Source organism: Nonomuraea sp. B12E4 (genome assembly GCF_039871825.1).
Classification (GTDB): domain Bacteria; phylum Actinomycetota; class Actinomycetes; order Streptosporangiales; family Streptosporangiaceae; genus Nonomuraea.
Window position 1 is genome coordinate 22,950 of sequence record NZ_JBDPME010000027.1, and the last position, 19,320, is coordinate 42,269.

A 19,320-nucleotide genomic window follows, 5' to 3' on the forward strand; every position below is an offset into this window, starting at 1 on the left:
GCAACTCACGGAGGAAACCCAAATGCGCAAGGTCCTCGCAGCAGCCGCCCTCGCCGGCTCGGTCGCCGTCACCGGCCTCGCCGTCGCGCCCGCCGCCCAGGCGGCCACCGCCACCACCGCCGGCGCCTCGATCGGCAACTGGGGCAAGTTCTACTCCAGCAACCACAAGGCCTACACCTTCGGCAAGACGTGGAAGCAGAACGGCAGGCTCTACACGAAGTGGTACGGCAAGGAGTTCTCCCCCAAGCACGGCTACGTGTGGTTCAGGTACTACTCGGGCGGGAGTTGGCACAAGTTCTCCCGCGGGTGGAACGGCTCCTACAGCGAGACCTGGTCCAAGGGCGGCATCCAGAAGCTGTACACGTACACCTGCTGGGAAGGCCGGTTCAAGTACTGCGGCGCCCCGCGGAGGATCTACTAGACCCCGTCCTCGGACCCCCGCCGAAGGCCCGCCGGCTCTCCCCGGTGGGCCTTCCGCTGTGTCTGGGGTCCGGGCATGCAAAGGTGGGGTAGACTATTACATGGTTGTGTCAGGACACCTGGCACGCGTTTCGCGTTTTAGGCTCAGGTGTCGTACACTGCTTAGTCGGCTCACTATGACCATCACGCGTCGGCGGCTGTTGTGGTCGTCGCTCTCTTCGAAGCGTGAGGTCGCGGCTGCTTAGTGAACCGGAGCCTCAGACGATCGATCAGTGAAACGCGAGGAATTTTGGCCAAAAAAGACGGCGCCATCGAGATCGAGGGCACTGTGGTCGAGTCGCTCCCGAACGCCATGTTCCGGGTGCAGCTCGACAACGGCCATAAGGTCCTGGCCCACATCAGCGGACGGATGCGGATGCACTACATCCGGATCCTGCCGGACGACAGGGTAGTCGTTGAACTGAGCCCCTACGACCTGAGTCGTGGGCGGATCGTCTACCGATACAAGTAAGACGTCTGAGGAACACGAAGGACGATGAAGGTTAAGCCGAGCGTCAAGAAGATCTGCGACAAGTGCAAGGTGATTCGCCGGCACGGTCGCGTCATGGTGATCTGCGACAACCTGCGCCACAAGCAGCGTCAGGGTTAGGTCGCCGCAAGGGCTTCTCCGAGTCCGCCCCGCCAGGGAGCGGGCTCGACGCATGAGGTGCCCGAGCCAGTAATCGCGTGTCACACCCGAGCAGGCGGTCCTCTCCGGCGGCCCGAACCACTCGGGAGACCCCCGGTCGGAGGCCGGGGCCCTCACCCCGGGCATTGGGGAGGGGCAGTGAGGCGCAAGACCTCCGCCACAGAGAAGGAGAATGCCCGCCATGGCTCGCCTGGTTGGCGTCGACCTCCCCCGCGAAAAGCGGCTGGAGATCGCTCTCACCTACATCTACGGAATCGGCCGCACCCGGGCCCAGGAGATCCTCCAGGCCACCGGTGTCAGCGGCGACCTCCGCGTGCACCAGCTCTCCGACACCGAGCTCGTCCCGATGCGTGACTACATCGAGGCGAACTTCAAGATCGAGGGTGACCTGCGCCGCGAGGTCCAGGCCGACATCCGTCGCAAGATCGAGATTGGTTGCTACCAGGGCATCCGGCACCGCAAGGGCCTGCCCGTCCACGGTCAGCGCACGCAGACCAACGCGCGCACCCGCAAGGGCAAGAAGAAGACCGTTGCCGGTAAGAAGAAGCCCGGTAAGAAGTAGTTCGCGCAGCCGCGGACCGAAGACCTCAGGAGTGAAGGCAAGCAATGCCTCCTAAGAGCCGCCAGGGTGCGCCGAAGAAGGTGCGCCGCAAGGAAAAGAAGAACGTCGCTCACGGGCACGCCCACATCAAGAGCACGTTCAACAACACGATCGTCTCGATCACCGACCCGAACGGTAACGTGATCTCCTGGGCCAGCGCCGGCCACGTGGGTTTCAAGGGCTCTCGCAAGTCCACCCCGTTCGCCGCCCAGATGGCCGCCGAGAACGCCGCCCGCCGCGCCATGGAGCACGGCATGCGCAAGGTCGACGTCTTCGTCAAGGGCCCCGGCTCCGGCCGGGAGACCGCGATCCGCTCGCTGCAGGCCACCGGCCTCGAAGTGGGCTCGATCCAGGACGTCACCCCGGTTCCGCACAACGGCTGCCGTCCGCCCAAGCGCCGCCGCGTTTGATTCCCAGGAGATATTGAGAAATGGCTCGTTACACGGGCGCGGACTGCAAGCTCTGCCGTCGCGAGAAGGTCAAGCTCTTCCTCAAGGGCAGCAAGTGCGAGTCCGCCAAGTGCCCCATCGAGATCCGTCCTTACCCGCCGGGCGAGCACGGTCGTGCGCGTCCCAAGGACACCGAGTACCAGACCCAGCTTCGTGAGAAGCAGAAGACCCGTCGCATCTACGGCGTCCTCGAGAAGCAGTTCCACAACTACTACGAGGAAGCCGCGAGCAAGACCGGCAAGTCGGGTGAGGTGCTGCTCCAGATCCTGGAGAGCCGGCTCGACAACGTGGTCTTCCGCGCCGGGTTCGCGCAGTCGCGCGACGCCGCCCGCCAGCAGGTCCGTCACGGGCACTTCCTGGTGAACGGCAAGAAGGTCGACATTCCGTCGTACCGCGTGCGTGAGCACGACATCGTCGAGGTCCGCGAGACCAAGCGCAACCTGATGCCGTACGAGGTGGCCCGCGCCACCGCCGGCGAGCGCACGGTTCCCGCGTGGCTCGGCGTCGTGCCGGAGAAGCTCCGCGTCCTGGTGCACCAGCTGCCCGTCCGGCAGCAGATCGACACCCAGGTTCAGGAGCAGCTCATCGTCGAGTACTACTCGAAGTAGTGCTCGCCGGTCCGGGTACGAGTTTCTCGTACCCGGGCTAGGCTGTTTATCGGAGTGGCGTCATATAGCGGGCGTCACACGAAAAGGGGAGAACCCGCACATGCTGATCGCTCAGCGTCCGACTCTTCTCGAAGAGTCTCTCGAAGAGACCCGGTCCCGATTCGTCATCGAGCCGCTGGAGCCGGGCTTCGGTTACACCATCGGCAACTCGCTGCGCCGCACGCTGCTGTCGTCCATCCCGGGCGCGGCCGTGACGAGCATCCGCATCGAGGGCGTGCTGCACGAGTTCTCGACCGTTCCCGGGGTCAAGGAAGACGTCACCGACATCATCCTCAACCTCAAGGAGCTGGTCGTCTCCTCCGAGCACGACGAGCCGGTCGTGATGTACCTGCGCAAGCAGGGCCCGGGTGAGGTCACCGCCGCCGACATCGCGCCGCCGGCCGGTGTCGAGGTGCACAACCCCGAGCTGCGCATCGCCACGCTCAACGGCAAGGCGAAACTGGAGATGGAGCTGACCGTCGAGCGCGGTCGCGGCTACGTCTCCGCCGCCCAGAACAAGCAGCCGGGCCAGGAGATCGGGCGCATCCCGATCGACTCGATCTACTCCCCGGTGCTCAAGGTCACCTACAAGGTCGAGGCGACCCGAGTCGAGCAGCGCACCGACTTCGACCGCCTCATCCTCGACGTCGAGACCAAGCCCGCGATGAAGCCGCGCGACGCGGTGGCCTCCGCCGGCAAGACGCTCGTCGAGCTCTTCGGGCTGGCCCGCGAGCTCAACGTCGAGGCCGAGGGCATCGACATCGGCCCGTCGCCGACCGACGCCGCCCTGGCCGCCGACCTGGCGCTGCCGATCGAGGAGCTGAACCTGACGGTCCGCTCCTACAACTGCCTCAAGCGCGAGGGCATCCACACCGTGGGTGAGCTCGTGGCGCGCAGCGAGCAGGACCTGCTGGACATCCGGAACTTCGGCGCCAAGTCGATCGAAGAGGTCAAGCAGAAGCTGCACGAGATGTCGCTGGCGCTCAAGGACTCCCCGCCCGGGTTCGACCCGAGCGCGGTGGCCGGCGGTGGCTACGACGACGACGACAGCGCGTACGTCGAGACCGAGCAGTACTAACCACTTCCCGCGGGTCCCTCGGCGAGGGGCCCGCGCGGGTGAACGTAACGGCGCCGCGCGAACGCGGCGCCGGCCCGACTCCGGTACCTGGTACGGCCGGGGCGGGTTAATCCACAAGGAGAGCTGAAATGCCCAAGCCCACCAAGGGTGCACGTCTTGGCGGCAGCCCGGCGCACGAGCGGCTGATCCTGGCGAACCTCGCCACCGATCTGTTCCGCCACGGCAAGATCCGCACGACGGTCGCGAAGGCCAAGCGCCTGCGTCCGGTGGCGGAGCGCCTGATCACCAAGGCGAAGAAGGGCGACATCCACAACCGTCGCCAGGTCCTGACCGTCGTTCGGGACAAGGGCGTCGTGCACCACCTGTTCACCGAGATCGCGGCGACGTTCGCCGAGCGTCCCGGTGGCTACACCCGCATCACCAAGATCGGTGCGCGTAAGGGTGACAACGCTCCCATGGCGGTCATCGAGCTGGTGACCGAGCCGCTGAGCCCCGTCTCCACCCGCCGCGTCGAGACCCCGGTCGCCGCCCCGGCGCCCGCCGCCGAGGAGACCGAGGTCGAAGAGGGCAAGGTCGAGGAGAGCGAGGCTCCCGCGGCCGAGGCCGAGGAGGCCAAGGCTGAGGAGTCCACGGAAGCCGCCGCCGACGAGGCGCCGGCCGCCGAGGCGAAGAAGGACGAGGCCTGATCTTTCAGGCCGGCTTTCACGGGCCCGGACCCCCGCGCGGGGGTTCGGGCCTGTTTCGTTACCTAGGAGGATGATCGTGGTACGGCTCCGCCTCGACCTGGCGTACGACGGGACCGACTTCTCGGGGTGGGCCAGGCAGCCGGGGCGGCGTACGGTCCAGGAGGAGATCGAGCAGGCGGTCGGCAGGATCCTGCGCCTCGGCGAGCCGGCGACGCTGACCGTGGCCGGGCGTACCGATGCGGGGGTGCACGCCCGGGGTCAGGTCGCCCACGTTGACGTGCCGGACGACGCGCTGGGGGAGCTGGACGGGAACCGGGGGCCGCTGGGCGTCGATGAGAGGCTCTCTGCGCTCGTGAGAAGGCTCGGCGGGGTCCTGCCGCCCGATGTCCGGGTTCATCGGGTCTCGGTGGCTCCTGGGGGCTTTGACGCGCGGTTCTCGGCCATGTTCCGGCGGTACGCGTACCGGGTGAGCGACGTCGTGGGCGGGGTGGACCCGCTGCGGCGGCGCGAGGTGGTCTGGCACAACCGGGCGCTGGACCTCGGCGCGCTCAACGCGGCGGCTTCCCGGCTGCTCGGCGAGCACGACTTCGCGGCGTTCTGCAAGAAGCGGGACGGGGCCACCACGATCAGGGAGCTGCAGCGGCTGGAGTGGACGCGGGAGCCCGACGGGGTGCTGGTGGCCGTCGTCGTGGCCGACGCGTTCTGCCACTCGATGGTGCGGGCGCTGGTGGGGTCGCTGCTGGCCGCCGGAGACGGCCGCCGGCCCGTGGAGTGGCCGGGGGAGGTGCTGGTGCGGGGTGTGCGTGACTCGGGGGTGCATGTGGCGCCCGCGCACGGGTTGTGCCTGGAGGAGGTGGGCTATCCGCCTGCGGAGGAGCTCGCCGCGCGGGCCGATCACACGCGGCGGGTCCGTACGCTCTGACGGCGGGTCCCTGTACGCCCTGCTCAGCCGCCGGTGACGCGGCGTTCGAGGACGAGTGAGGTCTGGTCCCTGAACGCGCCGCTGACCTTCGGCAACGTCTTCTCCTTGGCCTCCGGGGTGTGGCCGTCGGCGTGGGTGGCGTAGCTGAAGACGATGTAGCGGCCCCACACCAGGCCCGCCGCGTAGCCGCCGGCGATGTGCACGCGCTCGCCGCCCGAGCCGTCGGCGCCGGGGAGGGGGCGGAACCAGACGTTGTGCGACAGGTCCTTCGCCGCGTCGGCGGTGGTGGCCGCGGCCTTGGTCGGCAGTACGGCGATGCCCGTGGTCACGGCGTAGCGGCGCTTGCTGTCGACGTAGGTGGCGCGCAGGACGCGGGAGCACTTCTGCTCCCGCAGCGCGTCGGCGAACGCGCCCGTGGCGGCCTTGTCGCAGGTCGTCTCCATGCCGGTCTTGATCCTGGTGAACGTCGTGCCCGCCGCGCTCACCTTCTTCTCCGGGAACGCCTCCGACAGCGACAGCTTCTGCGGGTCGGTCGCCTCGGAGTTGAGCACGGACGCGCCGGTGACGTCGGCGGGCGGGGCGGAGGTGGCCACCTCGGTGCGCGCCGGCGCGGACGGGGTGGGGCGGGCGGCGGCCGTGGTGGGGGCGGGGTTGCTCACGGCGCGGTAGGCGAAGAACCCGCCGGTCGCCATGCCTGCCAGGGCCAGCGCGCCGAGCGTGACGAACAGGGCCCGCTTGCTCCTGCCCGGCGGGGGCGGCGGGGGCGGGGTCTGGAACGGGGGCTGTTTGAACGCTCCAGCCGGGTACGCCGCTTCGGGCGATGGCAGCTCCAGGGACGTGGTGTGGCGCTGGCCCCAGGTCTCCCGGGGGAAGGGGAGGTCGGGGAGCTTCTCCGTGCCTTGGGGGGTGGGCGGCCAGACCGGTACGTCGCCGGGCTCGGCGGGGCGGGCGGACGGGTTGGTGGGATGCGGGCTGAAGAGGTGGGCGTCCTGCTTTGCGACTTCGGGGTCGAAGTAGTGGGCCGGCTTCGTGGGCTGGGCCGGGTCTGGGGGGATCGGTCTGGCGATGTCCTCGTGGGTGAAGGGGTGGGTGTCCTCGTGCTGTACGGGGACGGGGGCGGCCAGAGGCATGCTGCCGATTTGGGTGGGGTTTGGGCGGCTTTCCTGAGTGTTTGGGGTGGGGTCCTGGGTGAAGGCTGCCGGTCGGGTGTTGTCGTGGTGGGCCGCGTCCTGGTGGGCGGCGTCCCGTTTGGCGGCTTCCGGGTCGAAGTAGTGGGCCGGTTGGGTGAAGCCCTCGGGGTTCGTGGAGTTGGGGTCGAAGGCGGGGGCCTGGTCGTCCGGCTCGTCTGGCTCGGCCACCAACTCGCCCGTGGCGGCGGGCCAGGGCGGCATGGCGTGCGGATCGGTCAGGGGCGCGGGCCACACCTTCATGCCCGCGGCGGCGGCGGTGAAGGCCGGGGGCGGCTCCCAGGGCGGCGCGCCAGGCACCACCGGCTTGGCGGGCCAGGTGGGCTGCTGCTGCCCGGGCCAGGGCGGCATCGCCGCCTCACCGTCGGCACGCGGGACGTCGTCGGGGCCCGGGTGGTCGGGCTGCGGGGAGTTGGGGGCCGCGGGGCCGGGTTGTGTGGCGTTGGGGCCCGGGTGGTGCGGGCCCGGGTGCGGGTGGTGGGGGTGGAAGGGAGTGGTGGGGGACGGCCTGAAGTGGCTGGGGTGCGGGTGTCGATCGGGGAGGGTGGCCGGAGTGGGGGCGAGGCCGGCCGGGTCGCTTTGGGTGGGGTCGGTGAGCCAGTCGTAGGCGGTGGCGTCGTCGGCCGGCACCTCCCAGGGTTGCGTCCCGGCCGGGTCCTCGAGTCCCGGTTGCGATCCCTGGAAGGTGGGGACGGCGAAAGTCGCCTCGGCGTCCGCGGCCTCCTCGTGGAGAGCCGGCGCCGGTGATATGTCTCGCCCGCTGGTCTGGCCGAAGCTCGGCGGTGGTGTCGCTGGTGCGGCCGAGCCGCCGGCTTCGTTGCGCTCGTGATCAGACCCGGGTTCCTGGCCACGCATGGTGTGAGCCTAGCGAGAGTAGCGAGATCGTTACGTCGGTATCGGCGTACCCAGATGGATCGGGCATCCCGTTTGCCGGCATAACGCGCTCAAAGCTCTGTTTGGCTCACAGCGGACTGCCGGTCAGCGACCGGTTGTCCATGGCCTTGAACACGGTGTTCTTGATGATGTCTTCGATGGCCTGGGAGATGCGCTTGGAGCCCTTGGAGTCGGGCTTGGCGCCGTCTTTCCGCTGGAACCACACCAAAATCGCGTAGTGCCCGTGTGTCCAGATCTTGGCGCCGCCGCTGCCCGAGCCGAGCTGCTTCGTCACGCTGTCCTTACCCGGCAGCGGCTTGACGTAGTTGCTCGTGTCGCCGCTCTTGGCCACCTTGGTCGCGTTTTTGCTGGTGTCGAGGTTGGCCACGCCGACCGTGCCGATCACCTCGCCGGCCTTGTCACGGAAGCTGGCGCGTACGAGCTGGTTGCACTTGCCGCTCTTGAGCGCCTTCTTCAGGTCGTCGCCCAGGGCGGCGTCGGCGCACTTCTTGTCCAGCTTGGTGATCGTCATCTCGTAGCCGCGGCCCGAGAAGGTGAGCTTCTTCTTCGAACCGAAGAGCTCCTTGACCGAGATCGCGTCGGGGTCGGTCTCTCGTTCGGCGGCGAAGCCGTACTTGCCGGGCGGAGCCGACGGGAGCGGCGCGGAGGTCCGCTGGGGAGTGGCGACCTCGGCCGTGGTGGAGGTCGGCCCGGCGTTCCACATCAGCGCGAGGCCGCCGCCGAGCAGGCCCAGCACCAAGATGCCACCGAGCGCGGCCCACAGCGGCGCACGCGAGCGCGGGCCCTCGTCGTAAGGGCTCCAGCCGAACTTGCTCTGCGGGCTCCACTGCTCCTTGTCCTCGGGCTCGCCGGCACCGGCATCCGAGCCGCCCTCGGCCTCGGCGACCTCGGCGGGGCGCTGCCTGCGCGAGCGGCGGCCGCGGCCTTTCTCCGGGGGCGCCTCCTGAGGAGGCCCTTCCGGCCCGCCGGGAGGGGCGCCGAAAGCTCCCCCCGGACCGTTCTGCTGGGGCTGGAAGGCGTTGCCCATGCCGCCCGAGGCGGGCTGGAAGGCGCTGCCGGGGCCATTGGGGGCCGGTTGGAAGACGTTGCCGGAGCCGTTGGGGCCGGGCGGGAAGTCGTTGCCGGGGCCGTTGGAGGCGGGCTGGAAGTTGTTGTTGCCCGCGCCGTTGGACGAAGGCTGGAAGTTGTGGCCGGCGCCGTTGTCAGCGGGAGGCTGGAAGTTGCCCGCGCCGCCGGTAGGGGGCTGGAACTGGTTCCCAGCGCCGGCGGAAGGGGGCTGGAAGTTGCTCCCCATCCCGTACGGGGCACCCTGCGGCGGGCCCCCCATCCCATAGGGGGCGCCGCCCGTGCCGTTTTCACGTTCCTCGGGAAAACCCATGCGGAGACATTACCGTGATGTCGCTACTGAGTTCCGAAGTCCTGGGTCCACCATGGACCGTTCGGGCCGGAGGCGACGCCGACACCGATGGCTTTCAGGCCGCAGTCCAGGATGTTCTTGCGGTGGTCGCGGCTGTCGAGCCAGCCGCGAACGGCCTCGTCCGGCGAGGTGTAGCCGGCGCCGATGTTCTCCGCGGCGCCCCAATGGTATCCGGCCCGTTCCATCCGGTCCCACGGCGAGGCGCCGTTGGGGGAGTTGTGCATGAGCCGCCCGCTGCGGGCCATCTCCAGCGAGTGAGTACGCGCCGAGCGGGTGAGCTCGTCGTCCACCCGGAGCGGCCCGCAGCCGTGCCGGGCCCGGGCGGAGTTCGTCAGGGAGACGACCCTGCTCGCCATGCCGCCCATCAACCGGACGGGACCGGTCTCCTCGCCGAGCACCATTGAGGGCGGGTCCTGCGAGTAGTAGCCGGGGATCTGGTCCTTGGGCGACCTGGCGGCCTTGGGGGTGGTGGAGCCGCGCCGGGCCGGGTTTCTGGCTTCCCGGGGGATCCGCTCGGCCTGCGGCTGGGCCTTCTTGGACGCCGTCGGCGCCGGGCCGGCGGTGGCGGCCGCGGGCGGGGCGGTCTCGTTGAGGTAGATGTGGCGGGTCGGCTCGGAACCGCCGGTCAGCCGGCCGATCAGGACGCCCGTGAACAGCACGGCCATGAGGCAGGCCAGCACACCCAGGTGGTTCCGGCGCCGAGCGCCCCGCTGGGTTTGCCGGGTGCGAGAGTCCTGCCACATACCGCCACCAACGATAGGGATGTCTGGTCCTGGGGAAGAAGGGGTTCCAGGTAAACGAAACCGAACCGTTCTGAGGTCGGGTAGAATCGCGCAGGGTTACCGGTCTTTTGACCCGAGCGCCTGTGGGCGGGTAGCTTAGGTTCGTTGTGTGCACAGGTCCTGTGTGACCGATGCGCGGCGCGTCCGGCGTCATCTCCCGTGTGCGGAGACGGAAGGTCCGGGCCGTCGTGTGCCCGCACCGACCGACCAATGTTGCTGTCGCATCCGACAGCGCCGAAGACGCGAGCATAAAGAAGGCTACGACCGTGCGCACGTACTCACCGAAGCCCGCCGACGTCCAGCGTCAGTGGTACGTCATCGACGCGACCGATGTCGTGCTGGGCCGGCTGGCCAGCCACGTCGCGATCCTGCTCCGCGGCAAGCACAAGCCGATCTTCGCCAACCACGTCGACACCGGTGACTTCGTCATCGTCATCAACGCGGACAAGATCGCGCTGAGCGGTAACAAGCTTGAGCAGAAGAAGGCCTACCGCCACTCGGGCTACCCGGGCGGTCTGCGTTCCGTCACGTACGGCGAGCTCATGGAGAAGCGGCCGGACAAGGCCGTCGAGAAGGCCGTCAAGGGCATGCTGCCGAAAAACTCCCTCGGCCGGAAGATGGCCAGGAAGCTCAAGGTCTACGCGGGTCCTGAGCACCCGCACCAGGCCCAGCAGCCGGTGCCGTTCCAGATCACCCAGATCGCCCAGTAGTAGTTCGAAAGAGTTAGAGGAGAACCGTGGCTGAGCCCACCGGTGTCGAGACGGTCGTCGAGACGGCCGAGGTTGAGGACCTCTCCGGCGAGGACTTCCCTTCCGAGTACACCACCGAGTCCACCGCCAGCGCTGACGCCCCCGTGCGCAAGCCCGTCACCACGGGCAACTCGTACGGCACCGGCCGTCGCAAGGAGGCGATCGCCCGCGTGCGCATCGTCCCGGGCAGCGGCAAGTGGACGATCAACGGTCGTTCGCTGGACATCTACTTCCCGAACAAGGTCCACCAGCAGATCGTCAACGAGCCCTTCGTGGTGCTCGGCGCTGAGGAGGCGTTCGACGTCATCGCGCGTATCGACGGCGGCGGCGTGACCGGCCAGGCCGGTGCGCTGCGCATGGGTCTGTCGCGCGCCCTGGCGATCCTGGACGTCGAGGTCAATCGCCCGCCGCTGAAGAAGGCCGGCTTCCTCACCCGTGACGCCCGCGCCACGGAGCGGAAGAAGTACGGCCTCAAGAAGGCCCGCAAGGCTCCGCAGTACAGCAAGCGCTAAATTGGCGCGCCTTTTCGGCACCGACGGGGTGCGTGGGGTCGCCGGGCGCGACCTCACCGCCGAGCTCGCCATGGACCTGGCGGTCGCGGCGGCTCATGTCCTCGGCGATGCAGGCGCGTTCACGGCCACGGGACGCAGGCCCGTGGCCGTCGTAGGCCGGGATCCGCGCGCCTCGGGAGAGTTTCTCGAGGCCGCCGTGGTCGCCGGCCTCGCGGCGTCTGGAGTGGATGTGCTGCGCCTCGGCGTGCTGCCCACCCCGGCCGTCGCCCACCTCACCGCCGCACTCGGCGCCGACCTCGGCGTCATGTTGTCGGCCTCGCACAACCCGGCGCCGGACAACGGCATCAAGTTCCTGGCCAGGGGCGGCTTCAAGCTGTCCGACGCGGTCGAGGACGAGATCGAGCGTCGGCTGGGCGAGCAGTGGAGTTTTCCGGTCGGCTCGGCCGTGGGGCGGGTGCGGGACGCGTACGGTGAGGCCGACCGCTACATCTCCCACGTGCTGACCACGGTGAGCGCGCCGCTCGACGGCCTGTCGATCGTGGTCGACTGCGCGCACGGCGCCGCCCACATGGTCGCCCCGGAGGCGCTGGTGCGCGCGGGAGCCAGGGTCGAGGCCATCGGCGCCCGGCCCGACGGCCTCAACATCAACTCCGGCCACGGCTCCACCCACCTGGACAAGCTCCAGCAGGTGGTCGTCTCGCGCGGGGCGGACCTGGGCGTGGCCTACGACGGTGACGCCGACCGCTGCCTGGCGATCGACCACACCGGCGCGATCGTCGACGGCGACCACATCATGGCGGTCCTGGCCGGCGCGATGCACGGCGAGGGTTCGCTGGCCAAGGACACCGTGGTCGCGACCGTGATGTCCAACCTGGGCTTCAAGCTGGCGATGCGCGACGCGGGCATCACCGTGGTGGAGACCGCGGTGGGTGACCGTTACGTGCTGGAACGCATGAAGTCGGACGGCTACAACCTGGGCGGGGAGCAGTCGGGGCATGTCATCATGCTCGACCACGCCACGACCGGCGACGGCCTGCTCACCTCGCTCCACCTGCTGGGCGTGGTCGCCAAGTCGGGTGTGTCGCTCAGGGAGCTGGCCTCGGTGATGACGCCGCTGCCGCAGATCCTGATCAACGTCAAGGGCGTTGACCGGGCCAAGGCCGCCATCCCCGAGCTCGTCGCCGCCGTGGTCGAGGCCGAGGCGGAGCTGGGCGAGACGGGCCGCGTCCTGATCCGGCCCAGCGGCACGGAGCCGATGATCCGCGTGATGGTCGAGGCCGCCTCCGAAGAACACGCCACCCAGGTGGCGGGCCGCCTGGCCGACGTCGTACGCACGGCCTGCGCTTCTTGATTGGGTACGGCACGCCGTGTGCCGTACCCAATGCCTCACGAATGGGATCTCAGCTGGTCGTCCAGGGTCCAGAGGGTCACCTCGACCCCTGTCACGCGGCTGCGGTAGAGGTCTCGTTCGGCGAGGATGCACAGGTCACCCAGGCCCAGCTTGCTGATGATGTCGAAGTCGACGGTGACCCAGCCGGTGCCCGCGCGATCCGGGTTGGCGACCGTGCAGCCCAGCCTGAACTCGTCGCCGCCGTGCGGCGGGCAGCCCGCGATCCCGCCGCGTATCGGGCGTCTTGAACTCGGTCAGCCGCAGCTCGGTCAGGCGCGCAGGCACGATTCCAACACTACAGGTGACCCTACTCGTCGCCCGTGAGGGAGAACGAGCGGAGGCGGTGGCCGGTCCAGAGGACGGCGCCCAGGGTGACGATGATGATGGCCGGGATGGCGAAGCCGAGGCTGACGTCGGTCTTCAGGAACGGTGAGCCGGAGATCTGGTCGGCGATCGACTGGGCCCACTGCTGGATCGAGAACTTGCGGGCGCCCGGCACCAGGTTGCCCACCAGGGACTCCCAGACCAGGGCGTAGATGATGCCTATCGTGACCGCGTGCCGGGTGATGACGCCCAGCAGGAGGAAGACGGCGGCGTAGGCGATGCCGGCCACCAGGGCGCCCAGGGCGAAGCCGGGGGCTATGCCGTCCTCGTTGCGGACCAGCAGCCAGGCCGAGAGATAGGTCGGCACGGCGGCGAACAGGGCCAGCAGCGAGGCCGCCACCAGGAACTTCGTCTGGGCGATCACCGGGCGGGAGATCGGCTTGGACATCAGGTGGATGATGGTGCCGTCGTCGATCTCGGGGGCGATGACGCCCGTGCCGGCGATGAGGCCGAGCAGGGGCAGCATGGTGCCGACGGCGAAGTTCTGCATCAGGAGAATGGCCGAGCGCTGGTCTCCCTCGCCGAACAGGCGCAGCAGGAGGGCCAGGCCGATCAGCGCCATGGGGAGCAGCAGGAGCAGGATGATGCGCCTGCGGCCCAGCAGGGCGCGGTAGGTGATGCCGGCGACGACAGTGTTCATGGCCTTGTTACTCCGTGCGGCGGTGTGGTCATGCTTCTGGGTCCGCGGTGGGGTGTGGTGGCGCCGGGTTGGGGGGTCATCAGGTGCTCCGGGTGATCAGGTAGGAGAAGACGCTCTCCAGGTCCTCGTCCGCCGGGGAGACCTGGTGCAGGTGTACGCCCTCATCGCGGGCGACCCTGGGCAGGAGCCTGGTGAAGCGGAGGAACTCGGTGGCCTGGACCTCCAGGCCGTCGGGGCGCAGGGTGATGCCGCCGGCCGAGTCGTCGCGGATGAGGGCGGCGGCGAGCTTCCTGTCGTCGCTGGAACGGATCCGGAAAAGGTGGGGCCTGTCGGTCATCAGGCGCCTGATCTCGCGGAAGTTGCCCGAGGCCGCGTGCCGCCCGGCCACCAGGACCTCGATGTGCTGGGCGACCCGTTCGACCTCCTCCAGGATGTGGGAGCTGAACAGGATCGTCTTGCCCGCCGTGCCCATCGCACGGATCAGGTCCATCAGGTGCAGACGCTGGCGCGGGTCCATCCCGTTGAACGGCTCGTCGAGCAGCAGCACCGGCGGGTCGTGGACGAGGGCGGCGGCCACCTTGACGCGCTGGCGCATGCCCTTGGAGTACGTCTCGACCTTGCGGTCCTTCGGCTCCTCCATCTCGACCGTGGCCAGCGCCTTCTGGGCGGCTTCGATGGGGTTGGGGAGGCCGTGGAGCCGGGCGGCGGACAGGACGAACTGCCAGCCGGTCAGGAAGCCGTACACGCCCTCCCGTTCCGGAACTAGGCCGATATTTCGGTAAATATGGTGATTTTTCCAGACCCGAGTGCCGTCCAGCGTGACCGAGCCGCTCGACGGGGCCAGGAACCCGGCCATCATGTGCAGCAGCGTCGACTTGCCCGCCCCGTTCGGGCCGAGCAGCCCGGTGACGCCCGGCCCGATCGTCATCGTCACGTCGTTGACCGCCACGACGTTGCCGTACCAGCGGGACACCTGCGCGAGCTCGATCTTCACCGCGAGGCCGCCTTCCTGTAGCGCAGTGCGAGGGCGAGCAGGCCGGCGGCGATCAGCAGCACCAGGATCGCCAGGGAGGCCGGGCCGCTGGGATAGGCGGCGCTCTCGATGGAGTGCGGCGGCGTGCCGAACAACCACGACTGTACGGAGTCCACCAGCCAGAACGGGTTGGCCAGCCACGCCCACGCGGCCGCGTCCTCGTTGCCCGCGGAGTAGAGAGTCCCGTAGATCACCGGCACGGACGCCGAGGACAGCAGGTAGACCGCGATCACGGAGGCCACGCCGAGCCCGCGCCGCGGCGTGAACGAGGCGATGGCCAGCCCGAACGCCGACAGCAGCAGCGCCAGCACCAGCGTCATCAGCATGGAGCCGAGGTATTCCTTGGTCGGCGGCGGCCCGGGCAGGTCGATCAGCAGCTCGCCGGCGTACATGAGCGTCAGCGGCACCCCCACCAGCAGGAACAGCGCCACGCTCATCGCCGTGACCTTGGCGGTGATGTATTCGGCGACGGCGACGGGACGTGACAGGTAGAGAGGCAGCACGCGGTAGCGCAGGTCGGGCGCGACCACGGTGGGCGCCTGCGAGGCCAGGAAGATCGCCACCACGGCCTGCATGACGACGGCGAACCCGCTGTAGGGGATGCCGCGCTGCTGGGCCAGCGCCATCAGCGCGATGGACACGACGGCCGGCAGGAGCATGATGGTGGCCAGCGAGAACGGCATGATCTTGCTGCGTGCCGTGCGGCCGAGGCCGAAGACGCCGCGCAGGCTGTGCACGGCCAGCGCCCGCGTGGCGTAGCCGCGCCCGAGCCGGGGCCCGTCGTAGTGCCGGTAGCCGATGTCGTAGATCTCAGACACCCGCGACCTCCTCCCGGAAGACGTCCTCGATGCGGTGACGGCCCTGCTCCAGGCGGATGAGGCAGAGGTCCAGGTCGACCGTGGCGTCACGGATCGCGTCGTACGTCTCCGGCCCCGCCACCCTGACCACCAGCATGCGGCCCTGCCGCGAGACGGTCTGCCCGCACTCGGCCAGGCGGGCGGCCAGCGGCTCCAGCCCCTCGTCGACCTCGACCGTGACGGTCTGCGTGGCCTGGGTGAACTCGCCGATCGCGGACGAGCGCAGCAGCCGCCCGGCGTCGATGACGATCACGTGGTCGCAGATGCGCTCCAACTCGCCCAGCAGGTGGGAGGTCACCAGCACGCTGATGCCGAACTCGGTGCCGATGCGCCTGATCAGCGTCAGCATCTCGTCGCGGCCACGGGGGTCGAGCCCGTTGGTGGGCTCGTCGAGGAAGATCAGCTTGGGGTCGTGCACCAGGGCCTGGGCCAGCTTGACGCGCTGTTTCATGCCCGTGGAGTAGCCGCCGACGGCGCGGTAGCGCTCTTCGGCCAGGCCGACGTGACGCAGCACGTCGGCGGCGCGTTCGCGGGCGGCCGTACGCGGCAGCCCGGACATCTGTGCGAGGTGGACGACTAACTCGGTGGCGGAGACGTCGGGCGGGAGGCACTCGTGCTCGGGCATGTAGCCGACGAGCCTGCGGATCTCCGCCCCCTGCGCGGTCACGTCAAGATCGAGCACCTTGGCGGTGCCGGCGGTGGGCGGCAGCAGCCCGAGCAGGATCTTGATCAGCGTCGACTTGCCCGCGCCGTTGGCCCCCACCAGACCGGTGACGCCGGCGCCCACGGTGACCGTGAGCTGGTCGACCGCGGTGACGGTGGGGAATCGTTTGGTCAGCCCCTCGGTGGCGAGGATGTGCATGTGCCGGACCCTACCCGTCGCACCATGGCCCTGGCCTCGTTCAGACGGATGAACGATGTCCTCCTCGCGTCCTACTTCTGGCCATGTTTCCATGGGACCCGCACCGTCGCCGTCCATCGGACATTGATGGGTTGTTGACGCCGGTACGCGAGGGTTCCTCGCATGATCCGGTTCAGGTGTCACGACGACGGTGCGGAGTGCTGGTTCGCCGATATCGACGACCAGGAGTGCGGGGGCAGGTTGGGGCGTTATCTGGTCGAGGAGGCGTTCAGGTCCGGCGGAGCCGTACCCGACGGACGGAGTGGTCGGCGTCCTTCTGCAGGACGAGATCGGCACGGCCTCTGGTGGGGGCGATGTTCTCGATCAGGTTGCGTTCGTTGATGTCGCGCCAGACGTTGACCGCGAAGGCGGTGGCCTCGTCGTAGGAGAGCTCCGCGATGTGCCGGAAGTACGACTTCGGGTCCTCGAAGGCGGTGCGGCGGAGTTTGTGGAAGCGGTCGACGTACCAGGTGCGGATGTCCTCGACCTTGGCATCGACGTAGATGGAGAAGTCGAAGTAGTCGTTGACCGCGAGGGAGGTGGGCGGGGCGGGTTGGAGGACGTTGAGGCCTTCGATGATCAAGATATCCGGATTTTTCACCGCTTGGGTCGCGCCGGGAACTATGTCGTACTCAAGGTGACTGTAGACCGGTGCGTACGCCTCCGGTGTGCCCGCCTTGACCTCCGCCACGAACCTGACCAGCGCCCGCCGGTCATAGCTCTCCGGGAAGCCCTTGCGATGCATGATCCCCTTGGCCTCCAGCACCGCGTTGGGGTAGAGGAAGCTGTCGGTGGTGATCAGCTCCACGTGCGGATGCTCGGGCCAGCGGGCCAGCAGCGTGTGCAGCAACCGGGCAGTGGTCGATTTCCCGACCGCGACGCTGCCCGCGATGCCCAGAATGTACGGGACCCGCTCCCCGGGATGACCGAGGAACGCGCTCAGCACGCTGCTGCGTTGTTTGGACCCGGTGAAGTGCAGGTTGAGCAGCCGGGTCAGAGGAAGATAGATGTCGGTGACTTCGGTGAGATCGATGGGGTCGTCGACGCCGCGTAGCTCTTCCAGCTCGTCTGCGGTGAGAGTCAAGGGCGTGTTCTTGCGGAGCTCGCTCCACCGCTCCCTGCTCAGTTCCACGTAGCCGTTGTTCACCTTGGCAGCGTAACGATCCCTGGTCCGCTCGATCATGGGTGGGGTGATCCGTGGAAGTCCACAGCCTGTGGATAAAGACGTGGGATTACCGAGACTCAGTTCGGGGAAAGAATGCGTTTCTGTCGCTGTGGGGGTTCGGGGCGGGGAGATCTCGTGGACCGTCGTCGCTTCATCTCCGCCATGGCCGCGGGCATCGCCGGGCCCTTCGCCGGCGTGGCGTGCGCGGGTTCGCGGGGAGGCGCCAAACCGGTGTCGAGCGGCTACGGGCCGCTGCGGCCCGTACGCGACCTGCGGGACGGGAAGGTGCGGCTGCACCTGCCGGACGGATTCCACTACCGCTCGTTCAGCGCCGCCGGCGACGAGTTCAGCGACGGCTCCGCCGTGCCGGGCGGACACGACGGCATGGCGGCCTTCCCCGGGCCCGACGGCACCGTCATCCTGATTCGCAACCACGAGATCAACGGCCCGGTCGGCGCGTTCGGCGACAAGGACAGGGCCTACGACCCGATGGCCGGGGGCGGCACCTCGACCCTGCGCGTCACCGCCCAGGGGGAGGTGCTCCAGAGCGCCCCCTCGCTGACCGGCACCATGATGAACTGCTCGGGCGGCCCCATGCCGTGGCGGGCCTGGGTGAGCTGCGAGGAGACGGTCAACGGCCCCGACGTGGGCGACGACTTCTCCGGCGGCGACAACTCCAAGCTCAAGAGGAGGCACGGCTACCTCTTCGAGGTGCCCGTCGGGCGCGCGGCCGACGCCGGGCCGATCAGGTCGGCGGGCCGGTTCGCGCACGAGGCGGCGGCGTTCGACCCCGCAGCGGGCGCCCTCTACCTCACCGAGGACAACTTCGGCTACCCGTCCGGCTGCTACCGCTACCTGCCGCCCCGGCACCCGGTCCAGGCGGGGCGGCTGCTCGACGGCGGCAGGCTGCAGATGCTCGCCGTCAAGGGCGCTCCGCGCAAGGACCTCTCCGTGGGCCAGCCACCGGCCGCCACGTACGCCACCACCTGGGTGGACATCGACGACCCCGACCCGGCGTTCACCGGCGGGGCGGCCAACGACGAGGCCGTCCAGGCCGTGGGCAGGCAGGGCCGTGAGGCGGGCGCGGCCGTCTTCTCCCGGCTGGAGGGGGCGGTCCACCACCAGGGCATGGTCTACTTCGTCTCCACCCAGGGCGGGGCCACCGCGGCGGGCGACCTGCTGCCCGCGGGGTTCGGCCAGGGGCGGGGGCAGGTGTGGGCGTACGAGACGGGCAGCGGCCGGCTCAGGCTCGTCTACGAGTCGCCCGGCTCCTCGACCCTCGACCTGCCGGACAACGTGACGGTCAGCAGGCGCGGCACGCTGGTGCTGTGCGAGGACGGCGACGGCGACAACTATCTGCGCGGGCTCACGAAGACGGGCGGGATCTTCGACTTCTGCCGGCTGCGGCCGATCGACGGCGACCCGGGCGCGGAGTTCGCGGGCTCCACGTTCGGGCCCGGCGGCCGGACGCTCTACGTCAACATCCAGGCCAAGCAGGGCACCTCCTTCGCGATCTGGGGTCCCTGGGAGCGTGGCCTGTTCTGAGTACCCTTGGGTGCTGTGATCCTGGGTATCGGCGTGGACGTCGTGGACATCGCCCGTTTCGAGGCGACGCTGGAGCGCACCCCGCAGCTCCGTGACCGGCTGTTCACCGAGATCGAGAAGCCCCTGCCGGTGCGGTCGCTGGCCGCCAGGTTCGCCGCCAAGGAGGCCGTGGCCAAGGCGCTCGGCGCGCCCCCGGGGCTGGGACACCTGGAGGCCGAGGTGCGCTGCGACGACCTGGGCAAACCCGAGCTGCGCGTGACGGGCAAGGCCGCCGAGGTCGCCTACGGGCTCGGCGTCAAGCGCTGGCACATCTCGCTCAGCCACGACGCGGGAGTCGCCGTGGCCTACGTGATCGCGGAGGGATAGCTTCGGA

Annotated in this window: 22 protein-coding genes; 14 read left to right on the forward strand and 8 right to left on the reverse strand. The window is 69.2% G+C overall.

Annotation, left to right across the window (positions count from 1 at the left end):
* Positions 1–22: 22 nt before the first annotated feature.
* From ABGB18_RS39300 to truA, 9 genes are all read left to right on the forward strand, one after another.
* Positions 23–421 (forward strand): hypothetical protein, encoded by a 399-nt coding sequence (locus ABGB18_RS39300; RefSeq protein WP_347700755.1) that lies wholly within the window; start codon positions 23–25, stop codon positions 419–421.
* Between the two features lie 288 nt (positions 422–709).
* On the forward strand, positions 710–931 hold the full coding sequence (gene infA / locus ABGB18_RS39305) for a translation initiation factor IF-1 (protein WP_012887858.1): 222 nt from the start codon (positions 710–712) through the stop codon (positions 929–931).
* 24 nt (positions 932–955) lie between these two features.
* Positions 956–1,069, forward strand: a complete 114-nt coding sequence (gene rpmJ, locus ABGB18_RS39310) for a 50S ribosomal protein L36 (RefSeq protein ID WP_003956441.1) — start codon at positions 956–958, stop codon at positions 1,067–1,069.
* 220 nt (positions 1,070–1,289) lie between these two features.
* Complete coding sequence (gene rpsM, locus ABGB18_RS39315; RefSeq protein ID WP_125644650.1) at positions 1,290–1,670, forward strand: 30S ribosomal protein S13; 381 nt, start codon at positions 1,290–1,292, stop codon at positions 1,668–1,670.
* Positions 1,671–1,714: 44 nt separating this feature from the next.
* Positions 1,715–2,119 (forward strand): 30S ribosomal protein S11, encoded by a 405-nt coding sequence (gene rpsK, locus ABGB18_RS39320; protein WP_020542285.1) that lies wholly within the window; start codon positions 1,715–1,717, stop codon positions 2,117–2,119.
* Positions 2,120–2,139: 20 nt separating this feature from the next.
* Positions 2,140–2,766 (forward strand): 30S ribosomal protein S4, encoded by a 627-nt coding sequence (gene rpsD / locus ABGB18_RS39325; protein WP_347700756.1) that lies wholly within the window; start codon positions 2,140–2,142, stop codon positions 2,764–2,766.
* Between the two features lie 100 nt (positions 2,767–2,866).
* On the forward strand, positions 2,867–3,883 hold the full coding sequence (locus ABGB18_RS39330) for a DNA-directed RNA polymerase subunit alpha (RefSeq protein WP_347700757.1): 1,017 nt from the start codon (positions 2,867–2,869) through the stop codon (positions 3,881–3,883).
* Between the two features lie 128 nt (positions 3,884–4,011).
* Positions 4,012–4,569 (forward strand): 50S ribosomal protein L17, encoded by a 558-nt coding sequence (gene rplQ / locus ABGB18_RS39335; RefSeq protein ID WP_347700758.1) that lies wholly within the window; start codon positions 4,012–4,014, stop codon positions 4,567–4,569.
* A gap of 70 nt (positions 4,570–4,639) precedes the next feature.
* Positions 4,640–5,491 carry a tRNA pseudouridine(38-40) synthase TruA gene (truA, locus tag ABGB18_RS39340; RefSeq protein WP_347700759.1) on the forward strand — a complete coding sequence of 284 codons (852 nt, stop codon included), beginning with the start codon at positions 4,640–4,642 and terminating at the stop codon, positions 5,489–5,491.
* 23 nt (positions 5,492–5,514) lie between these two features.
* On the opposite strand, the gene ABGB18_RS39345 is transcribed toward truA, so the two are convergent.
* From ABGB18_RS39345 to ABGB18_RS39355, 3 genes are all read right to left on the reverse strand, one after another.
* The gene (locus ABGB18_RS39345) at positions 5,515–7,533 is read right to left on the reverse strand and encodes a hypothetical protein (protein ID WP_347700760.1); all 2,019 of its coding nucleotides are present in this window, start codon (positions 7,531–7,533) and stop codon (positions 5,515–5,517) included.
* Between the two features lie 106 nt (positions 7,534–7,639).
* Complete coding sequence (locus ABGB18_RS39350) at positions 7,640–8,950, reverse strand: hypothetical protein (RefSeq protein WP_347700761.1); 1,311 nt, start codon at positions 8,948–8,950, stop codon at positions 7,640–7,642.
* Between the two features lie 23 nt (positions 8,951–8,973).
* Positions 8,974–9,669, reverse strand: a complete 696-nt coding sequence (locus tag ABGB18_RS39355) for a CAP domain-containing protein (protein WP_347700762.1) — start codon at positions 9,667–9,669, stop codon at positions 8,974–8,976.
* 368 nt (positions 9,670–10,037) lie between these two features.
* Here ABGB18_RS39355 and rplM point away from each other — a divergent pair, with 368 nt between their 5' ends.
* Genes rplM through glmM form a run of 3 tightly spaced genes read left to right on the forward strand, consistent with a single transcriptional unit; the run spans position 10,038 to position 12,383 of the window.
* A complete protein-coding gene (rplM, locus tag ABGB18_RS39360; protein ID WP_347700763.1) occupies positions 10,038–10,481 on the forward strand; it encodes a 50S ribosomal protein L13 in 444 nt (147 codons plus the stop codon).
* Between the two features lie 26 nt (positions 10,482–10,507).
* A complete protein-coding gene (gene rpsI / locus ABGB18_RS39365; protein WP_347700764.1) occupies positions 10,508–11,032 on the forward strand; it encodes a 30S ribosomal protein S9 in 525 nt (174 codons plus the stop codon).
* A gap of 1 nt (position 11,033) precedes the next feature.
* The gene (gene glmM, locus ABGB18_RS39370) at positions 11,034–12,383 is read left to right on the forward strand and encodes a phosphoglucosamine mutase (protein WP_347700765.1); all 1,350 of its coding nucleotides are present in this window, start codon (positions 11,034–11,036) and stop codon (positions 12,381–12,383) included.
* Between the two features lie 346 nt (positions 12,384–12,729).
* On the opposite strand, the gene ABGB18_RS39375 is transcribed toward glmM, so the two are convergent.
* The 5 genes from ABGB18_RS39375 to coaA all read right to left on the reverse strand — a co-directional run bounded on the left by ABGB18_RS39375 (position 12,730) and on the right by coaA (position 17,420).
* The gene (locus ABGB18_RS39375) at positions 12,730–13,446 is read right to left on the reverse strand and encodes an ABC transporter permease subunit (RefSeq protein ID WP_347700766.1); all 717 of its coding nucleotides are present in this window, start codon (positions 13,444–13,446) and stop codon (positions 12,730–12,732) included.
* A 79-nt stretch (positions 13,447–13,525) separates the two neighbouring features.
* Entirely contained in the window at positions 13,526–14,440 is a 915-nt protein-coding gene (locus ABGB18_RS39380) for an ABC transporter ATP-binding protein (RefSeq protein ID WP_347700767.1), read from the reverse strand.
* Positions 14,437–15,297, reverse strand: coding sequence for an ABC transporter permease (locus ABGB18_RS39385; RefSeq protein ID WP_347700768.1), 861 nt, complete (start codon positions 15,295–15,297; stop codon positions 14,437–14,439). Before ABGB18_RS39385 ends, ABGB18_RS39380 begins: the two co-directional genes overlap by 4 nt.
* Positions 15,290–16,198: an ABC transporter ATP-binding protein gene (locus ABGB18_RS39390; protein ID WP_347700769.1), complete on the reverse strand. Its 909-nt coding sequence runs from the start codon at positions 16,196–16,198 to the stop codon at positions 15,290–15,292. The genes ABGB18_RS39385 and ABGB18_RS39390 overlap by 8 nt, the downstream gene beginning before the upstream one ends.
* Positions 16,199–16,466: 268 nt before the next feature.
* The gene (gene coaA / locus ABGB18_RS39395) at positions 16,467–17,420 is read right to left on the reverse strand and encodes a type I pantothenate kinase (protein ID WP_347700770.1); all 954 of its coding nucleotides are present in this window, start codon (positions 17,418–17,420) and stop codon (positions 16,467–16,469) included.
* Between the two features lie 117 nt (positions 17,421–17,537).
* Here coaA and ABGB18_RS39400 point away from each other — a divergent pair, with 117 nt between their 5' ends.
* A complete protein-coding gene (locus ABGB18_RS39400) occupies positions 17,538–18,947 on the forward strand; it encodes an alkaline phosphatase PhoX (protein ID WP_347700771.1) in 1,410 nt (469 codons plus the stop codon).
* Between the two features lie 15 nt (positions 18,948–18,962).
* A complete protein-coding gene (locus tag ABGB18_RS39405) occupies positions 18,963–19,313 on the forward strand; it encodes a holo-ACP synthase (protein ID WP_347700772.1) in 351 nt (116 codons plus the stop codon).
* Positions 19,314–19,320 lie beyond the last annotated feature (7 nt).

Coding starts and splice junctions, on each gene's coding strand:
- ABGB18_RS39300 (WP_347700755.1), top strand. CDS start 23: ATGCGCAAGGTCCTCGCAGCAGCCGCCCTCGCCGGCTCGGTCGCCGTC.
- rpmJ (WP_003956441.1), top strand. CDS start 956: ATGAAGGTTAAGCCGAGCGTCAAGAAGATCTGCGACAAGTGCAAGGTG.
- rpsM (WP_125644650.1), top strand. CDS start 1,290: ATGGCTCGCCTGGTTGGCGTCGACCTCCCCCGCGAAAAGCGGCTGGAG.
- rpsK (WP_020542285.1), top strand. CDS start 1,715: ATGCCTCCTAAGAGCCGCCAGGGTGCGCCGAAGAAGGTGCGCCGCAAG.
- rpsD (WP_347700756.1), top strand. CDS start 2,140: ATGGCTCGTTACACGGGCGCGGACTGCAAGCTCTGCCGTCGCGAGAAG.
- ABGB18_RS39330 (WP_347700757.1), top strand. CDS start 2,867: ATGCTGATCGCTCAGCGTCCGACTCTTCTCGAAGAGTCTCTCGAAGAG.
- rplQ (WP_347700758.1), top strand. CDS start 4,012: ATGCCCAAGCCCACCAAGGGTGCACGTCTTGGCGGCAGCCCGGCGCAC.
- truA (WP_347700759.1), top strand. CDS start 4,640: ATGATCGTGGTACGGCTCCGCCTCGACCTGGCGTACGACGGGACCGAC.
- ABGB18_RS39345 (WP_347700760.1), bottom strand. CDS start 7,533: ATGCGTGGCCAGGAACCCGGGTCTGATCACGAGCGCAACGAAGCCGGC.
- ABGB18_RS39350 (WP_347700761.1), bottom strand. CDS start 8,950: ATGGGTTTTCCCGAGGAACGTGAAAACGGCACGGGCGGCGCCCCCTAT.
- ABGB18_RS39375 (WP_347700766.1), bottom strand. CDS start 13,446: ATGAACACTGTCGTCGCCGGCATCACCTACCGCGCCCTGCTGGGCCGC.
- ABGB18_RS39390 (WP_347700769.1), bottom strand. CDS start 16,198: ATGCACATCCTCGCCACCGAGGGGCTGACCAAACGATTCCCCACCGTC.
- coaA (WP_347700770.1), bottom strand. CDS start 17,420: ATGATCGAGCGGACCAGGGATCGTTACGCTGCCAAGGTGAACAACGGC.